The 15,860-nt window shown below is 62.3% G+C and carries 14 protein-coding genes and 1 tRNA gene; 4 read left to right on the forward strand and 11 right to left on the reverse strand.

The genetic code is table 11. The features are described 5' to 3' along the window. Complete coding sequence (locus tag HUV48_RS10220; RefSeq protein ID WP_176267666.1) at nucleotides 1-1,482, reverse strand: aldehyde dehydrogenase family protein; 1,482 nt, start codon at nucleotides 1,480-1,482, stop codon at nucleotides 1-3. A 333-nt stretch (nucleotides 1,483-1,815) separates the two neighbouring features. Between HUV48_RS10220 and HUV48_RS10225 the strand changes: the two genes are divergently transcribed. Continuing rightward, nucleotides 1,816-2,331, forward strand: a complete 516-nt coding sequence (locus tag HUV48_RS10225) for a cupin domain-containing protein (protein ID WP_176267667.1) — start codon at nucleotides 1,816-1,818, stop codon at nucleotides 2,329-2,331. Nucleotides 2,332-2,415: 84 nt separating this feature from the next. Here HUV48_RS10225 and HUV48_RS10230 read toward each other — a convergent pair whose 3' ends face one another. From HUV48_RS10230 to sppA, 6 genes are all read right to left on the reverse strand, one after another. Further along, nucleotides 2,416-3,372 carry a YihY/virulence factor BrkB family protein gene (locus tag HUV48_RS10230; protein ID WP_176267668.1) on the reverse strand — a complete coding sequence of 319 codons (957 nt, stop codon included), beginning with the start codon at nucleotides 3,370-3,372 and terminating at the stop codon, nucleotides 2,416-2,418. Nucleotides 3,373-3,553: 181 nt separating this feature from the next. Further along, the gene (locus tag HUV48_RS10235) at nucleotides 3,554-4,378 is read right to left on the reverse strand and encodes a DUF3618 domain-containing protein (RefSeq protein ID WP_176267669.1); all 825 of its coding nucleotides are present in this window, start codon (nucleotides 4,376-4,378) and stop codon (nucleotides 3,554-3,556) included. Beyond that, complete coding sequence (locus HUV48_RS10240) at nucleotides 4,375-4,821, reverse strand: phage holin family protein (RefSeq protein ID WP_176267670.1); 447 nt, start codon at nucleotides 4,819-4,821, stop codon at nucleotides 4,375-4,377. Before HUV48_RS10240 ends, HUV48_RS10235 begins: the two co-directional genes overlap by 4 nt. Further along, nucleotides 4,818-5,411, reverse strand: coding sequence for a hypothetical protein (locus HUV48_RS10245; protein WP_176267671.1), 594 nt, complete (start codon nucleotides 5,409-5,411; stop codon nucleotides 4,818-4,820). The genes HUV48_RS10240 and HUV48_RS10245 overlap by 4 nt, the downstream gene beginning before the upstream one ends. 1,345 nt (nucleotides 5,412-6,756) lie before the next feature. Further along, nucleotides 6,757-6,831, reverse strand: a tRNA-Val gene (locus HUV48_RS10250). Between the two features lie 87 nt (nucleotides 6,832-6,918). After that, complete coding sequence (gene sppA, locus HUV48_RS10255; protein ID WP_176267672.1) at nucleotides 6,919-8,799, reverse strand: signal peptide peptidase SppA; 1,881 nt, start codon at nucleotides 8,797-8,799, stop codon at nucleotides 6,919-6,921. 104 nt (nucleotides 8,800-8,903) lie between these two features. Here sppA and HUV48_RS10260 point away from each other — a divergent pair, with 104 nt between their 5' ends. Beyond that, complete coding sequence (locus tag HUV48_RS10260; RefSeq protein ID WP_225871633.1) at nucleotides 8,904-9,980, forward strand: aspartate carbamoyltransferase catalytic subunit; 1,077 nt, start codon at nucleotides 8,904-8,906, stop codon at nucleotides 9,978-9,980. Further along, a complete protein-coding gene (locus HUV48_RS10265) occupies nucleotides 9,977-11,206 on the forward strand; it encodes a dihydroorotase (RefSeq protein ID WP_176267673.1) in 1,230 nt (409 codons plus the stop codon). The genes HUV48_RS10260 and HUV48_RS10265 overlap by 4 nt, the downstream gene beginning before the upstream one ends. A 95-nt stretch (nucleotides 11,207-11,301) precedes the next feature. Here HUV48_RS10265 and HUV48_RS10270 read toward each other — a convergent pair whose 3' ends face one another. The 3 genes from HUV48_RS10270 to HUV48_RS10280 are packed head-to-tail and all read right to left on the reverse strand — an operon-like array spanning nucleotide 11,302 to nucleotide 14,078. Then, entirely contained in the window at nucleotides 11,302-12,759 is a 1,458-nt protein-coding gene (locus HUV48_RS10270; RefSeq protein WP_176267674.1) for an SPOR domain-containing protein, read from the reverse strand. A gap of 50 nt (nucleotides 12,760-12,809) precedes the next feature. Beyond that, entirely contained in the window at nucleotides 12,810-13,337 is a 528-nt protein-coding gene (locus HUV48_RS10275) for a hypothetical protein (protein WP_176267675.1), read from the reverse strand. A 24-nt stretch (nucleotides 13,338-13,361) separates the two neighbouring features. Next, entirely contained in the window at nucleotides 13,362-14,078 is a 717-nt protein-coding gene (locus HUV48_RS10280; RefSeq protein WP_176267676.1) for an AAA family ATPase, read from the reverse strand. 165 nt (nucleotides 14,079-14,243) lie between these two features. On the opposite strand from HUV48_RS10280, the gene HUV48_RS10285 reads away from it, so the two are divergent. Continuing rightward, nucleotides 14,244-15,533 (forward strand): DUF418 domain-containing protein, encoded by a 1,290-nt coding sequence (locus HUV48_RS10285; RefSeq protein WP_225871634.1) that lies wholly within the window; start codon nucleotides 14,244-14,246, stop codon nucleotides 15,531-15,533. Between the two features lie 13 nt (nucleotides 15,534-15,546). On the opposite strand, the gene HUV48_RS10290 is transcribed toward HUV48_RS10285, so the two are convergent. Next, nucleotides 15,547-15,828 carry a hypothetical protein gene (locus HUV48_RS10290; protein ID WP_217906793.1) on the reverse strand — a complete coding sequence of 94 codons (282 nt, stop codon included), beginning with the start codon at nucleotides 15,826-15,828 and terminating at the stop codon, nucleotides 15,547-15,549. Between the last annotated feature and the right edge of the window lie 32 nt (nucleotides 15,829-15,860).

Genomic DNA, 15,860 nt, shown 5'->3' on the forward strand with positions numbered 1-15,860 from the left:
CTAAAGATCCTCGGCCGAGAAGGGGAACTGGCGCTTGCCGTGCTGGACCGAAATCCAGCGAGTGGTCGTGAAGGCCTCGATCGCCCAGCGCCCGTTGAAGCGCCCGACTCCCGAATTTTTAACCGCGCCGAACGGAGCGAAGGGGCTGTCGTTGACCGGCTGGTCGTTGATATGCGTCATTCCTGCTTCGATCTGTTTGGCGAAGGCCAGCGCGCGGCCCTCGTCGCGGCTGAACACTGAGCTCGATAGGCCCATCTCGGTATTGTTCGCCAGTTCGAGCGCATGCTCTTCGTCCCGCGCGCGTTGGATCGGCGCGACGGGGCCGAAGATCTCGTTCGTGACGAGGCAGTTGTCGTCGCCCACATCGGTGAACACATGCGGGGGGATGACCAGCCCGTCAGGCTCGCCGCCGAGCGCACAGTGAGCGCCTTGATCTTTGGCCGTGGCAATCATCTCCATGATACCGTCGAACTGGTCGCGGTTCACGACCGGCCCGATCAGGCAGTCGGCCGCATCGCGCTGACCGACGACCAGCTTGCGCGTGCGGGCGACGAATTTCTCGACGAATTCGTCGTGCAAGGCATCCTCGACCACGATGCGGTTGGCGATCATGCAAATCTGGCCTTGGTGCATGAACTTGCCCCACACGCTGGCATCCACGGCATAGTCGATATCGGCGTCATCGAGCACAACGACCGGTGAGTTGCCGCCGAGCTCCAGTTCGAGCGACTTGATCCGCTCGCCATCCAGCGCCGCCTTGCCGACGCCGCGCCCGACGGGGGTGGAGCCGGTGAAGCTGACCACCGAGGGTATCGGATGCCGCACCAGCGCATCGCCGATCTCCGACCCGCTGCCCGGCAGAACCGAGACGAGACCTTTGGGTAGGCCCGCCTCATCGCAGATCGCCGCGAAGATCGTGCCGCCGGTGACAGGCGTGTCGCTGGCAGGCTTGAGGACCACCGCATTACCAAGCGCCAAAGCCGGGAACAGGGTGCGCGCCGTTAACTGAAGCGGAAAGTTCCACGGGCTGATCAGCGCGACGACCCCCGCCGGTTGGCGATAGGCGCGGCTCTCTTTGCCCGGAATGCTCTCGGGCAGGATGGCGCCCTCGACCATGTAGGGCAGCGCGGCAGCTTCCTGCCGCGCAACCTGCATTACCAGCATCAGTTCGAGCGCGGCCTTGACCCGGGTTCCGCCGGCCTCCCGCACGATCCAGTCCGCGATCTCATCCTTGCGCGCTTCGAGGATGTCGCCGATCGCAAGCATCTTGGCCGCGCGGGCCGAGGGCGGCAGCGCGCCCCATTCGCGCTGCGCCGCCACCGCGGCTTGGCATGCTTCGTCGACATCACTCGCTTCGGCGGCGTCCATCGAGAAGATGACGCTTTCGTCCCACGGGCAGATGTTCTTCAAAGTATCGCCCCTGCCATCGCGCCATTCACCGGCGACGAAGAGGCGGTCGAGCTTTTCGTAAGGCTTGGACATACATAACGAACGGGCGCGGCCAATATTCGTTTCGCGCAGCGCCGACCGAAATCTGCAACCAGGCCTATGGCGGCTAACGACAGCTTTCAGGCCATGCTGCTGCCGGTTCCAGTGCTCGACATCGACGCACAATGCAGACTGGCTGCTCTGCCTACCGCAAATGCGCGACCTTGAGATCGGGAGCTGACCGACCGCTGCTTCGCCGAGAGCGGACTGTCCAGTTCGGGCCGCCAGAGCGGCAAAGCTCAGACCCTGCTGACGGCCCGCATACCTTCCCTTGACCGTGACTTTGGCGAATGCGATGTTTCGCGCTCGAATTTTGGAGAGGGTCATATGTTACAATATCCACGCTGGACCCCCTTCTCAGGCGCGTTGGCGGTGTTGCTTACCGGCTGTGCTGGTGGCGCCGCCCCGCAGGCGTCCGCGCCGGCTACTACGCCTGCTTCTTTCGCGCTCGCTACCGGAACCGAGGTCCGGGCGCAGGTCGCCGAGATGCTCGCCGAAATGAAACCAGATCAAGGCTTCATGTGGCGCCCGCTGGTAGAGGCCGGGCCGTACGCCGCTGCGATAGAAATCTGGAAGAAGCCCGGTCGCCCTGCGACGCATCCTACCGAGGCGGAATATGCAATCGTGCTTGAGGGTGCCGGCACACTCATCGCCGGCGACACGATGGTAGCTCCGGTGACCCTGCCTGGCGGGATGATCGAAGGCGACCGGATCCATGGCAACACCCAGCGCCCGCTTAGGCCCGGCGACGTGATACTGATCCCCGCTGGTGTGCCTCACTGGTTCGGCGTCACCGGCGACAGGCTCGTGCTTCTCGGGACTAAGATTCCGGAGCAGCAATAGCGGCGGGCGACAAGCGGCGAGCGAGCTTTGAAGGTCGGGTACAACCTTGATCTGGCACACCAAACGTCCGCAACGTTTATAATCTTACGACTTCTGTTCGCCGACCGTATCTGCCTTGACCGCATCGCGATTGCCCATGCGCTCCGAAGGTCCGACCGTCGTATCTAGCCGGGTCTGGTGCTCTATCTCGGAATCGATCTCGGCGCCCAGCAGCACAATGTATGACGATACCCAAAGCCACGTAAGCAGCACGATGACGCCGCCAAGTGCCCCGTACGTCTCGTTATAGCTACCGAAGTTACGGACGTAGAAAGCGAAACCGATTGACGCGAGTACCCAGACGACGACGGCTGCGAACGATCCCGGCGTTACCCAACGCCATTCGGGAGCATCTCGCGAAGGTCCGTAGCGGTAGAGTATGGAAAACCCGGCAAAGGCGGTAAGCGCCAGAAGGATCCAGCGACCGTAGAATATGATCGTCTGCAGAAACGATGGCAAACCGAGCCTGTCGGCAGCGATAGGCAGGACAATCATCAACCCCATCGCCAAGATCAGTACGATTACGAGCAAGATCGTCAGTACGAGGGCTGTTGCATTGAGGCTGAAGAACCCGCGTGTTTCGTCCTCGTCATAGGCGACGTTCATGCCGACCATGAGGGTTTTCATGCCCTTCGAAGCCCCGTAGAGCGCAAACAGGATACTTCCCAAGGCTGCCCATCCGAGCGTCGTGCTGGCGCCTGCCGCAACCTTACGAGCCTGGTTCTGAAGGATTTCCGCGGCGTTTTCCGGCAACCCGGCCGCAAAGCTTTCAATCTGCTGTTCGACGACCATCGGGTCAGCCATCAACCCGGCGATCAGGATGACGGCGGCAATTGCAGGAAACAATGCCAGTAAACCGAAGAACGCGACGCCGGCGGATACCACTGACACGTTGTCAGCCGACAACTCGTCCTTGGTTCTGAGGAGGATGTCCTTCCAACCCGTGGTTGGAATATCCGAAGGCCGTTCGGCATGCCGGCCCCTTTTGTTTTTCGTTTTCATGAATGAAGCGCCTTCGAACTGAGATCGCTGCTTGCGTATTCCGGTTACCTTGCAACTTTTGCAATGTCAGTCACATGCAAGATCAGACGGTCGACCGTGCCGCATACGAAAAAGATCGATCGATTTGAGGGGATGAGGACCGGGAATGGATCTCCTTCCCGGTCCAGCATTCCCACACGCTTCAAGCAGGTCCTTTTTCTTCCATTTTCCGATCCGCTCTGGCGACGGCATCGTCCTTCTTCTCTCGCGCCTCTTCGCCAGCATGTTTTGCCTGCTGTTCGGCCTTGTCCAAAGCCCGCGCACCTTGCGGACCGAGCTTTTCCCGTTCGGTTTGCGAAGCGGGGATTACCGATCCGGCGATGGCGCCGACAATTGCAGCCGCTAAGCCGCCTACGAGGGGGTTGCTGTAGTAGGCATCCCGCCCCTTTTCCGCCGTTCTCCGACCACGCCGAGCAAGGTCGTTACGCTTTTGCCTTGCATTGTCGACGAAGCGGTCGCGCTTTTCCCGCATGCGGTTAGTCGCATCGTCGAGCCGCTGGCGATAAGATTTGTCGTCCTCGTCATGACCGCGTTCGATCATCAGATAGGTTCCGCGGTGCTCGTCACGGCGGCGATAGTAAAGCTGGTCCTCCTCGTCCGGTCGCCGCTCTATCCGGGACATATGGTCGACATATGCGCGGTGGTCGGGATCGTAGTCGTGGGCGTTGGCAGACACTCCGTCGCTGCCGGAATCTGACGTAAACGCCGAGGGTTTGGCGTCGTAGTCGCTTATCAGCCAGATGCCGCCCGCCGAAATCAGTGCTAGAGCAAGCGGATTGCGCCGGGCACCTTCGAGGACATAGCGGGCATCGATGCCGTTCTCATCTGCCTTGTCGAGCAAGGCGTCGAACAATTTGCGCGGTGACATCTGATCGCCGATCCTGTCGACGGTCCTGCTCATGTCTTCCTGGGTGCGCCGGATATCGGCTTCGATCGCGTCGGGGTCGCGGATGTCGTTCTCGTTCATCGTGTAGCTCCGGAATGGGTAAGATCGCCGCGGGCGGCATCGGGCGTCCGTTCGACGGTGTCGATCGTGCGCTCCGGCTTGAGGTGGGTGGCTTTCATCCTGCCGCGGGCGACGGCATAGAGAATGGCGGCTATGATCAATGTCGCGATGCCGACCAGCAGTGTAGCAAGATCGCGATCATCGATGGCGTCACCGATAAGATAGGCAATGCCTATCAGGGTCACGCCGAGGCCGGCAATGCCAAAGACTGCCGCGCCCAGAAGGCTCGCAATCGATTTCTGAATGTCGTGGACGGATTCGCGCATCTCCGCCTGCACAAGATTAACCTGTTGCTGTGCGAGATGGGCGCTCTGGCTCGTTAGCCGGCCCAGCAAATCAACGACATTCTCGTCGCTTCGGGAGTTTGCAGGGGCCGGGTCGGCACTGTGATCGGTCGGGTTCATCGCGTACCTCCTGTCGGTCGCGTCGTCCCGGCGGTCGCCTGCGCCTGAGCGACGGTCTGGCTCCGGTCGCCGATACCTGTCGACATTGGACGTGATGTAGGGGAACCGCTGCGATCGGCTCGGTCAGCGGAACCGTATTCTTGGCCTTGCTCGTCACTTCCGACATCGTAATCGTCATGATATTCCGCGCCTGCCCTCAGGAAGCGGGCGGCGGCAAAGCCGGCAACGGCGGAGGCGCCGAGAAACGCCGATGGATTGTCGCGAGCAAAGCGGCGCGTTTCGCTGGCAAGCTCGCGCGGTGACTTGTCCTGCAAGCGGGTTGCGAGACCGTCCACTTCGCGGGCAATGCTGCTAAACGCCGAAGCGAGCCAGTCAGGTGACTGATCGTCGTTTCGCAGTTCGTCAGCCGCCGTTTGCATGGCGGACGAAGCCGAGTGAGCCATACGCCCGACGCGGTCTTTCTCCTTGCCTGCTTTTGCTTCACCTTGCTTGACGGCCGTGTCCTTCAGTTCGCGAGCATCGCCCTTGAGGTCTTGGGCTACGTCACTGCTTCGTGCCGTGCTTGTTGTGTTTGGGGATGTTTCGGCCATGTTTAATCTCCTCGAAAGATAAACAAACAGCGGAATCGTACGAAGTTCGTTCCGAAAAAACACCGGCTTAACAAATATCATGGAGGCGACGCATGCGGCTGGCCACTAGCTTGCGAGAATAGCGATCGCACACAATCACGGCCGTTCTTTGTGAACTGCTTCTATCGCTCGGCGATGACCTAGTCGGTATTCAGCCGTCGGCGCCAGCACGCGCCTGAACGGCAGCGCCTAAAAGTCATTCCTGAAGTTCCTCAAGCGAAGCGGTGTCGGCATGATCATCCGCTACTACGCGAGCAGTAACAGGCCGAAGACGCTTTCGCTTGAGGAAGCGAAGTCTCTCCATAGGATCTCTTCGCTTTCTTGCAGATCACCTGGAGCGGCCGACCGCAAGATCCCAGTTCTCAGACTGCCCTGCTAAACCTGATGAAAGAGGTGGGTTAAACCTAACACAACTAGGTTTTCTGCTGCTTTTCGACATCTTCCCAGTACGCTCTGATAGCCCTTAAAAGGCCTACGCACATTGCCTCTCTATTTTCCCGCGCCGGTGGGGCGTAGCCCCTCTTCAAATACTCTTTCTTCAAATCATCCTCGAGCGAAGGACCGGTTAAGCGGTTCAAATCGGCCATGGGCTTATTGAGATAGTGCAGGGTTAGCGCCGCTATGGGTTCGCCATGCTTCCCGTTCGGACGTCCGCCAGGGTTTGGAGATTTGCGACTAGGACTTTGACTGAATGCTGTAGCATTGGCTGCCGCAGCCTGCATGACCTGTTATTTGTCGAACTGAATGCCAACATATTCAGTTTTGCCTGACTTCCACGTAGCAGCCTGCCTGAACGATTCATCCATCCGACAATTTTGCCTTCGGATCGTATCAGCAGCAATTCGCTTGTTAGGCGCCTCTTTCTTTCCAGGCCCAAATGTCTTCTGCGCACAAAGGTAAATTGCACCGGACCCAACGTAGGTGAGCAGAAACGATTGCGCAGCCTTTCGGTTGGCGTATGGTTTATGATCAGGTCGCAGGCGACACTAGGACAAATCAGGAATCTTTGCGTCAAAGGGGAACCTCTCGAAATCTGTGATCGAGTGACGGGCTCTGAGCCGGAGTCTTATTTCTTCAGCCGCTTGAGACACACTCGGGTCGTTTGCTCAATCGAGCAAAAACCTTGATATTTTCGTATTGCGCACCCTCTCAACCTGACGCTTGTGCGACCATGAGTTTGAGAGAAGCGTTTTGCCGATGAAGTCAGAATGTCTTGCGGTCAAGTACAGCAAAGCGCACCTCACGAGCCATTTTACAGGTTTGTGTCATGGAAACGCGGTCCATCTCTTCTAAGTCGTCGAAAAGATGGTGGGCGCGGCAGGGATTGAACCTGCGACCCCACCCGTGTGAAGGGTGTGCTCTACCACTGAGCTACGCGCCCGCTCCGGTCGGATGGCGCTATCTGCACTATGATCCGTAAGCGTCGGCGGCCTTTCGCATCATGCCGCGACCTTTGCAAGTTCCCCGGTCAGTCGAGGAGCCGCGCGAGCATCTTGAGCCAGCCGGCGAACCCGCCCGTTTCCTGCGTTGCCACTTTCGCCGGGCATTCGAGGCAATAGGCCTGCATCCCGCGGGTCTGCATCAAGCGATCGAGATCGGCCGACAAAGCCGCCGCGCCGCCGCCGCGGCCTGCTGCCGCAAGAGCGAACACGTCGCGCGAAGCATGGGCGCCGGCTGCGGCATCGTCTTCGCTCATGAGCAACTGGCGGAGCAGCGTGTCGTAGGTGTTTGGCTCCGTGCCGAGAAATTGCGCATGCCATTCGCCGTCGCCGAGGGCAGCTTCGCCTGCGACCCAAGCAAGCGCTTCGTCGAGGCCGCCGTACTGGTCAATGAGGCCGATCTGGCGCGCGGTGCCGCCGTCCCAGACTCGGCCCTGCGCGATTGCATCGACGCGCGATATTGACATGCCGCGCGATGCCGCGACGCGGCGCAGGAAGTCGTTGTAGCCGTCCTCGATCCCGGCCTGGAGGATCGTATCGGTTTCCTGCGTGAAGCCGCCGATGAGGTCCGGCTGGCCGGTCAGCGGGGTGGTCGTCACACCGTCGGTCGCGACGCCGTATTGGGCGGCGAGGTCTTCGAACGTCGGGATGACGGCAAAAATGCCGATCGAGCCGGTTATGGTCTCAGGTTCGGCGAAGATGCGGGTCGCTGGCGTGGCAACCCAATAGCCGCCGCTCGCCGCGACATTGGCCATCGATACCGCGACCGGCCGGCCCCGGGCTTTGTGACGAAGGATCGCGCGGCGGATTTCCTCGCTCGCAAGCACCGAGCCGCCCGGCGAATCCACGCGCACGACGAGACCCGCGAGGTCGCTCTCGAGCGCTTCGTCCAAAAGGTCCGCGATCCGTTCCCCACCGGCGGTTCCGGGTCCGGCGTCGCCGTCCACGATTTCGCCTGCGATGGTCACCACACCGATGGAGCGACCGGTCAGGTCTCGGCCGAGATCGGCAAGCCACGGATCGATTCCCGTATGTGCGAAGGAACCTGCCCCCTCGTCGCCGACGCCCGTGACCTCGGCGACGCGCTTGCCGAAATCGTACCGGCTGCCGAGTTTATCGACGAGGTTCGCGTCTATCGCCGCGGCGGCAAGGTCCCCGCGCGAGGCAGTGATCCATTCGGCCGGGGCGTTGGTAACGCGCTCGATCTCCATCGACGGGCGCGCCTTCTTCACGCCGGCCTGCCACTCCTGCCATAGCGCTCCGTAAAGGGCCTGGGCATTCTCCCGCGCTTCGGGCGACATGGACGAGCGGGTGTAGGGCTCGACCGCGCTCTTGTAGGTGCCGACACGGTAGACGCGCGCGTTGATGTTCAGCCGGTCGAGCAGGCCGCCGAGATAGACCCGCGTGTTGCCGGGACCGGTGATAAGAGCCCCGCCAAGCGGGTCCATCCAGATCTCGCTCGCGTGGCTTGCGAGTTGCAGGCTGTCGTCGGCATAGGCGGTCGCAAAGGAGAAGACTGGCTTGCCGGCCGCGCGAAACCGCGCCAGCGCCTCGCCGACTTCGCTTAAGTGTACCTGCCCGCCGCCGAGAAAGGTGTCGAGGTCGAGGACGATCGCCTTTATCCGGGCATCGGAGGCCGCGCCGTCAATGGCCCGCACCAGATCGCGCGCCTGATACTCCCGGATCGGAGCCTGGTTAGCCAGCAGCGCGGCGATGGGATCGATCTCGGATTGCTCTTCCACGATCACGCCGTCGAGATTGAGTAGCAGTGCCCCGTCACGCACCTGCGCAGGGCTGGGCCGGGCGGTGAGCACTGCAAACAGCGCCCAGAAGAACAGCAGCAGGAACAGGAGCACGAGCCCGTCCTTGATCCCTACCAGCAGCCGCCAGACCTTGCCTGCAAAACTCATCTATTATCCCGATCGTTTGGAAATTAGCGTATCAGCTCGTCAGCGCGCAATTTAAGGCCGGCAGGGCGCGTGTCCAGCCGAAAGCTGGCTTGCGGGGCGGGGCGATGCGGCCTAGTGACCCGGTCCTGATGACCCGGTCCGAGAGTTCACCCTTCAGCGGCCGCTTTCCGGCGGGATCGCTTGCCTTTCCGCACCGCGATCTTCTCGCCATCGCGCAGCTCGAACGGCACGAGATACTCTATCTGCTCGAAGAAGCGGAGCAATGGGTGGAACTCAACCGGCAGAGCGCGAAGCGCAGCGATGCGCTGGCCGGACTTACCATCATCAACGCGTTCTTCGAAAATTCGACGCGCACGCTGCTGAGCTTCGAGATCGCGGGCAAGCGGCTCGGCGCGGACGTCGTGAACATGCACGCGGCGCAGTCGAGCGTGAAGAAGGGCGAGACGCTGATCGACACGGCGATCACTTTGAACGCAATGCGCGCCGACGCGATCGTCATTCGGCACGGATCGAGCGGTGCGGTCGAACTGATCGCCAGCAAGGTCGACTGCCCGGTTCTCAATGCAGGCGACGGAAGTCACGAACATCCGACGCAGGCGCTGCTCGATGCGCTCGCGCTGCGCCACGCGCTCGATAGCAGGGGCGAGGGCAGCGAAGATTTTTCAGGCCTGACTGTCACGATCTGCGGCGACATCATGCATAGCCGCGTCGCAAGGTCGAATCTGCTGTGCCTGCAGGCAATGGGAGCAACCGTTCGCCTGTGTGCGCCGCCCGCGCTCATGCCGGCCGGGATCGAGGCGATGGGCGCCGAGGTGTTCCACGACTTCGAAGCGGCGCTTAACGGCAGCGACGTGGTGATGATGCTGCGCCTTCAGAACGAGCGAATGAGCGGACAATTCGTGCCTTCCGCCGCGGAATATCACTACCTTTACGGCCTCACGAAGGACCGGCTGGAACGCGCCGCACCGGGCGCGCTCGTGATGCACCCTGGCCCGATGAACCGGGGGGTGGAGATCGACAGCGACGTCGCCGATCTGCTCGACCGCTCGATCATCACGCGGCAGGTGGAGATGGGTGTCGCGATCCGGATGGCCTGCCTCGACGTATTGACCCGCAGGCGCCGCGGCGTCGAAGGTTGGCAGGACGAACCCCGCGGCGGCGGCAGGGGGCGGTGGGCATGAAGCAGCCGCGCCCGCTCGTAATTACCAATGGCCGGTTGGTCCTGCCCACGGGCGTGACCGACGGCGGGGTCAGGATTGTCGACGGCAATATCGACGCGGTCGGTGACGTCAGCGCTGCGGACGGTGACGAGCAGGTCGATGCGAAGGGGCGGCTCATCGCGCCCGGTCTGGTCGATCTCGGCGTCTTCGCGGTCGACAAGCCGGCGTTTCATTTTGGCGGCATCACCCGTGCGGCGCTGATGCCCGATCAATCGCCTACGCTCGATCTTCCTGCGCGCATCAACTTCATCGCGAAGAGCGGCAAGCCGGACCTATGGGTGCATCCGCTGGCAGCCGCGACCCGCGGACTGGCGGGGAAGGAACTGGCCGAGATCGCGCTCATGCGCGAAGCCGGCGCGCGGGGCATCGCGACCGGAAGGCAGTGGATTGCGGACAGCGGTACGATGCTGCGCCTGCTGCAATATGCAGCGATGCTGGACCTTGTCGTGGTTACCCATGCCGAGGATGCCGCGCTCGTCGGCGATGCCGTCGCCACGGCAGGAGAAATGGCGACGCGCCTCGGCCTGCCGAGCGCTCCGGCGGAGGCTGAAGCGCTGGCGGTCGCCCGCGACATTGCGCTGGCGGAAATAACCGGTGCGAGGGTGCATTTTCGCCAGGTGACGACCGCTGCTGCGCTCGCTCTGGTGCGCGCCGCCAAGAAGCGCAGCGTGCCGGTTACCGCCGGTGTGACGCCTGCACACTTCATGCTCTCGGACCTTGCCACCGGAAACTTCCGCAGCTTCGCCAAGCTGTCGCCGCCGCTACGCAGCGAAGCGGACCGGCACGCGGTTGTCGAAGCGATTGCAGACAGTACGATCGACGTGATCGCTTCGGGTCACGACCCGCGCGGGGCCGAAGACAAGCGCCTGCCTTTCGCCGATGCAGCGCCTGGCATGGCGGGAGCGGAAAGCCTGCTCGCCATGACGCTTACTCTCGTGCGCGACGGGGTCATCGACATGTCACGCGCCTTCGCGATGCTTGCGGCGAAGCCAGCCGAGCTACTGGGCGTGAATGCGGGCTCGCTGGAAGCGGGACGCGAAGCCGATATAGCGCTCGTCGATCCGGAAAAGCCGTGGATAATCAAGCGCGAGGCGATGGCGGCCAGCGCCAGTAATACGCCCTTCGACGGCCAGCCTGCGCAGGGCAGGGTTACCGCGCTATACAAGGGCGGCGTGGCAGTAGCCTGACGGCACCAACGAAAAGCCCCTCCCGCAAAGATGCGAAAGGGGCTGGTTTCGTTGGGGTCAATCCAGGCGGTTAGTCCCGCCCGCATGCTCTTAACTCAGGAAAGACGGGCGACCCGCGTGACGCGATCGAGCGCGCCGGGAAGCGGATTGTCCGCACCGTAGGCGAAGCAGCCGCCGCCCTTGCTCTTGACCACGGAGCACAGCTCGCTGGCGGAATCCTGCGCAAGATCGGCAGCTGAGACGCGGTAATAGAGTTTGCCGCGCACCTTGGCCTTGGTGATGACCATCTGCTTGTTTTCGAGTTCCGGATAGCGCGACTGGAAGATGCGCCATGCGCGCTTGGCATCGGCTTCGGTGAAGAAGCTGCCGAGCTGCGCGAAGTGTTCGCCCTGTTTGGCAACGCTTTGTTCGCTGTCGCCGACCTCTGGAGTCGAACTAGCGTCCGCGCCGGCAATCCGGGCATTCGGAACAGCGTAGGTCTCGTCGAAGATCTCGCCCGCCTCGGCCTCGTCGGCGTCCGTATCCGACAGGAAGTCGGAGGAGACCGAGGTCTTCGCCGGTTTGAACGGCACTGCGGGAGGGGCTGCTTCCGCAGCCGCGAATTCGGGTACATCGACGAAGCCGTCGCTGTCGTAGTCGGTTCCGCCAGCCGCCGGTGTCTGCGCGAGCCCTTCATGCAATTGGGCGGCTGCGTATTCCTCGTCCAGCTTGAACGAGGCGGGGGCGCCGTTCACGGCAGGCGGAAGATCGCGCTTCGGCGACGGCGGAAGCGGCGGCAATTCCTTAGTCGCCGAGCCGGTGACTTCCATCGCAAGCTGCTCGACGCTCTGGTTATTATGAAGGGCGAGCGCTGTAGGACGTCCGCTATCTGCGGAAGCTTCGACGCCGAGCAATGCGGCAACCCGAAGCGTATGCGCGCCGTCGAGCGTGTGCTGCGCCCACTCGGTCATGCGGTCACCGAGCTGGTCAGCCGGAACGTCCTGTGCAGCCATCAGGCGGGCATCGCGCCAATCGCCGTTCATGGCATAGGAATAAGCGAGGTTCTGGCGAATCTTCGCTGAATCCATTCCGGCGCGCAGGGCGTCAGTCAGGACGAGGACGCCGCGTCCCGGCTCGCCTGCCAGAGCGTAGGCAAGGCCAAGATCGGCGGGATCGATCTGATCCTGATGGTTCTTCAGAAGTCGCAGCGCTTCCTCGCCGCGGCCCACTGCCGTCTGCGCCAGCGCGCGGCTGACGATGACCTTGGGATCGCGCGAGCCGAGCTCCATGGCTTCGGCGAATGATGTTTCGGCGGACATGAAGCGGCCCGCTTCGAGATAGGCGGCCCCCAGCATGACGCGGTGCGTGACGTTCTGCGGCTCGGCGAGAACTGCTGCTTCGGCATGCGTAATCGCGGCGGACGTTTTGCCCTTCGCCATGGCGTCCTGCGCATCGGCAGCGGACACGCGCGCTTCGGGCGCGACCGAGCCCGAACAACCGGCAAGCGTCGCCGATGCGAGCGCCGTTGTTATGGCGAAAGTAACCATCTTCGTGCGTTTCACGTTGTTCGTCATGGTCTTGTAGCCCCCGTCCGTACTTGCTTAGTTCTGCGGTGCTGCGCGCATTACTTGCGCTTCAGCTTGCTTGCGAGTTCGCCGATTTCCGGCATCTTTTCGAGTAGCGCGTCGAGCGCGTCGGTCACGATCTGCTGCGCGCTGGAATCCTTCATCGTGCAGGCCAGGCGAAGCTTCAGATGCCGCTCAGCATCGAGCCGCAGGGTGAAGGCAGCGCGCTTTTCGTTGCTGCTGATCTTGGCTGCCTTGCGCAGTTTCGGCGCCGGTGCCGTCTTCGCGGCGACCTGGCCGAGCTTGGCGCTGAGTTCGCCGACCTGTTGATGAACCGGATTGAGCGCATCGCGGGCGATCGCACGGTCGTTCAGCGAAACGATGTCGGCGGTCGTAACCGGCTGGCTCTCGGCGGCGAACGCTTCGTCGCTATCGCCCATGTCGTTCCAGCCGAGATCCTCGAGATTGGCCGCTTCGTTTCCGCGCGTCGCGGCGAGCGGGCTCATCTGGGAGCGCATGGCCGGCTTTGCCCCGCCCTTGCGAGCGAGCAACGTCGGCGAAAGAGAGGCGAAACCTGCGTCAGACATAATCGCTCCCGCGCCAAGCTGGCCTTATTGCGCAACCCGGCGGCCGAAGCCGCCGCCCGGCCGTGCCTGGCCCGGCATTTGCGAAACCGAATTCGGCGCGGCGAAGACGGTCCGGCGGAAATTCTTCTCCAGCCGGTCCGCGATATATTTCCACAGCGTGGTGACCTCGATCGCGCTGCGGCTGTCGGGATCGACCTCCATCACCGTGCGGCCGTCGATCATCGAAGCGGCGAAGTCGGTGCGGTGGTGAAGCGTGATGGGCGCTACGGTTCCGTGCTGCGACAAGGCGACTGCCGCTTCCGAGGTGATCTTGGCTTTTGGGGTCGCCGCATTGACTACGAATACGAGCGGCTTGCCGGCGCGCTCGCACAGGTCGACGGTCGCGCCGACGGCGCGCAGATCGTGCGGGCTGGGGCGGGTCGGGACGACGATCAGCTCAGCCACGCCGATGACCGACTGGATCGCCATAGTGATGGCAGGCGGCGTGTCGATCACCGCGAGCTTGAAGCCCTGTTGCCGCAAGACCTGCAGGTCGTTCGCCAGCCGCGCGACGGTCGTCTGAGCGAAAGCGGGATATTCCGCCTCGCGCTCGTTCCACCAGTCGGCGAGCGATCCCTGCGGGTCGATGTCGATCAGCACGACCGGACCTGCGCCCGCCCGTTGTGCCTGAACGGCGAGATGGCCGGAGAGGGTCGTCTTGCCCGATCCGCCTTTCTGCGATGCCAACGCCAGTACCCGCAAGGCTATATCCCCTTCGATTTGCCTTCAATTTCATCGAGCCGCCCGTTTGGGCCCTCCCGTCCGGAAAACGGCTCTGCTTTGAAGGAGATCGCAGACTACCCCTAATTTTGCGTTAAGACGGTCCGCTCGGTAATAGGCGGCCAAGCGCGTTTTGGTTGGGGGAAGATGATGGATAATGGGGTGGCTACGCCTGATACGCGTGAGACTGGGCCGGTCGTGCCCGTGTCGGCTTCCGGAAAGACGCGAATCGCCAGCCTCGATTTCATACGCGGCATCGCGGTCATGGGCATTCTCGCTGCCAACATCGTCGCATTCGGTCAGCCGATGACCGCTTACATGTGGCCGGACGGATTCCTCGTTCCGGCGGGCGATCCGGACGATGTGATGTGGGCGATCCAATTCGTACTGGTCGACGGCAAGATGCGCGGGCTTTTCACGCTCCTGTTCGGGGCGGGGATGTACCTGTTCATGGAGAAAGCCTGGGCAAAGGGAGCGGGGCGCGGCCTGCAGGCGCGGCGGCTGTTCTGGCTGCTGCTGTTCGGCGCGGTGCATTTCTTCCTGATCTGGCAAGGCGACATTCTGGTGTCCTACGCCCTTGCCGGGTTCATTGCCTTGGGATGCTTGAAATGGCGCGCGAAGACGCAGCTTATTATCGGCATTCTCGGCTATATCAGCGGCGCGATCCTGGCGCTTCCGGCGATGGCCGGACCCTACCTCGCATCGGAAACGCAGTTCGCCGAAGCGATGGGCGGTTCCGAGACGATCGAAATGCTCGAGGAAGGGAAGCAGGCCGAGATCGACGACGCAATGGAAGAGGCGGCTCTCATACAGAGCGGCGATTACGGTGGGTACGTCTCCCATGTCGCCGCGCAGCATAGTAGCAATCTCGCCTTCTACCTGTTCCTGGCGTTCACGGAGACCATCCCGCTGATGCTGATCGGCATGGCGCTCTACCGGCGCGGGCTGTTCGACGGGGGCATTGCGCGCGGCAGGCTGCTGACGTGGGGCTGGATCGGCGTGATCGCAGGGTCGGCGCTCACCGTCCTGATCGCGTTTTGGACCATCGAGACCGGCATGACCTATTACGGCACGTTGGCGGGTTTCATGGGCTTCAGTCCGCTGCCACGCCTGCCAGTTATCGTCGGCCTTGCCGCGCTGTTGACCGCCTATTTGACGGCGGCGGGACACTTCCTCGGTGACCGGATCACGGCAGCGGGACGGGCGGCCTTCACCAACTATCTCGGCACGTCGATCGTGCTGCTGCCGGTCTTTCACGGCTGGGGGCTCGGTCTGTTCGGCGAACTCGACCGGCCGCAGCTTTATCTGGTCATGCTGGCGGTCTGGGTGCTGATACTGCTATGGTCGAAGCCGTGGCTGGAGCGGTTCCGCTACGGACCGCTCGAATGGCTATGGCGCTGCCTTACTTACGGGAAGCTGTTTCCGATCCGGCGCTGATGCGGATGTTCCGCTAAAGGTCCATGACCGCGTAGATGACGAAGGCGAGGCCCGTTCCGAAGATGAATAGCGGCCATGACCAGTACCACGAGTAAGTCTCGACGGTCAGATAATGGATATAGAGATAGCCGCCGGTCGAACCGGCGGTACCGATGAACATCGCAACGAGCCAGGTCAGCAAAGCGCCCGGAACCAGCGATTTGACGAACGAGATAATCACGAGATTCTTCTCCGATGACGAGATCAGGCAATCCGGAGCGGCATCCGCGTCCCGAATGCCGTCGTTCCGAGTCATGCAGAGGAATGGTTCATAATTAGCTAAAATCG

Source organism: Qipengyuania atrilutea, assembly GCF_013370205.1.
GTDB lineage: Bacteria > Pseudomonadota > Alphaproteobacteria > Sphingomonadales > Sphingomonadaceae > Actirhodobacter > Actirhodobacter atriluteus.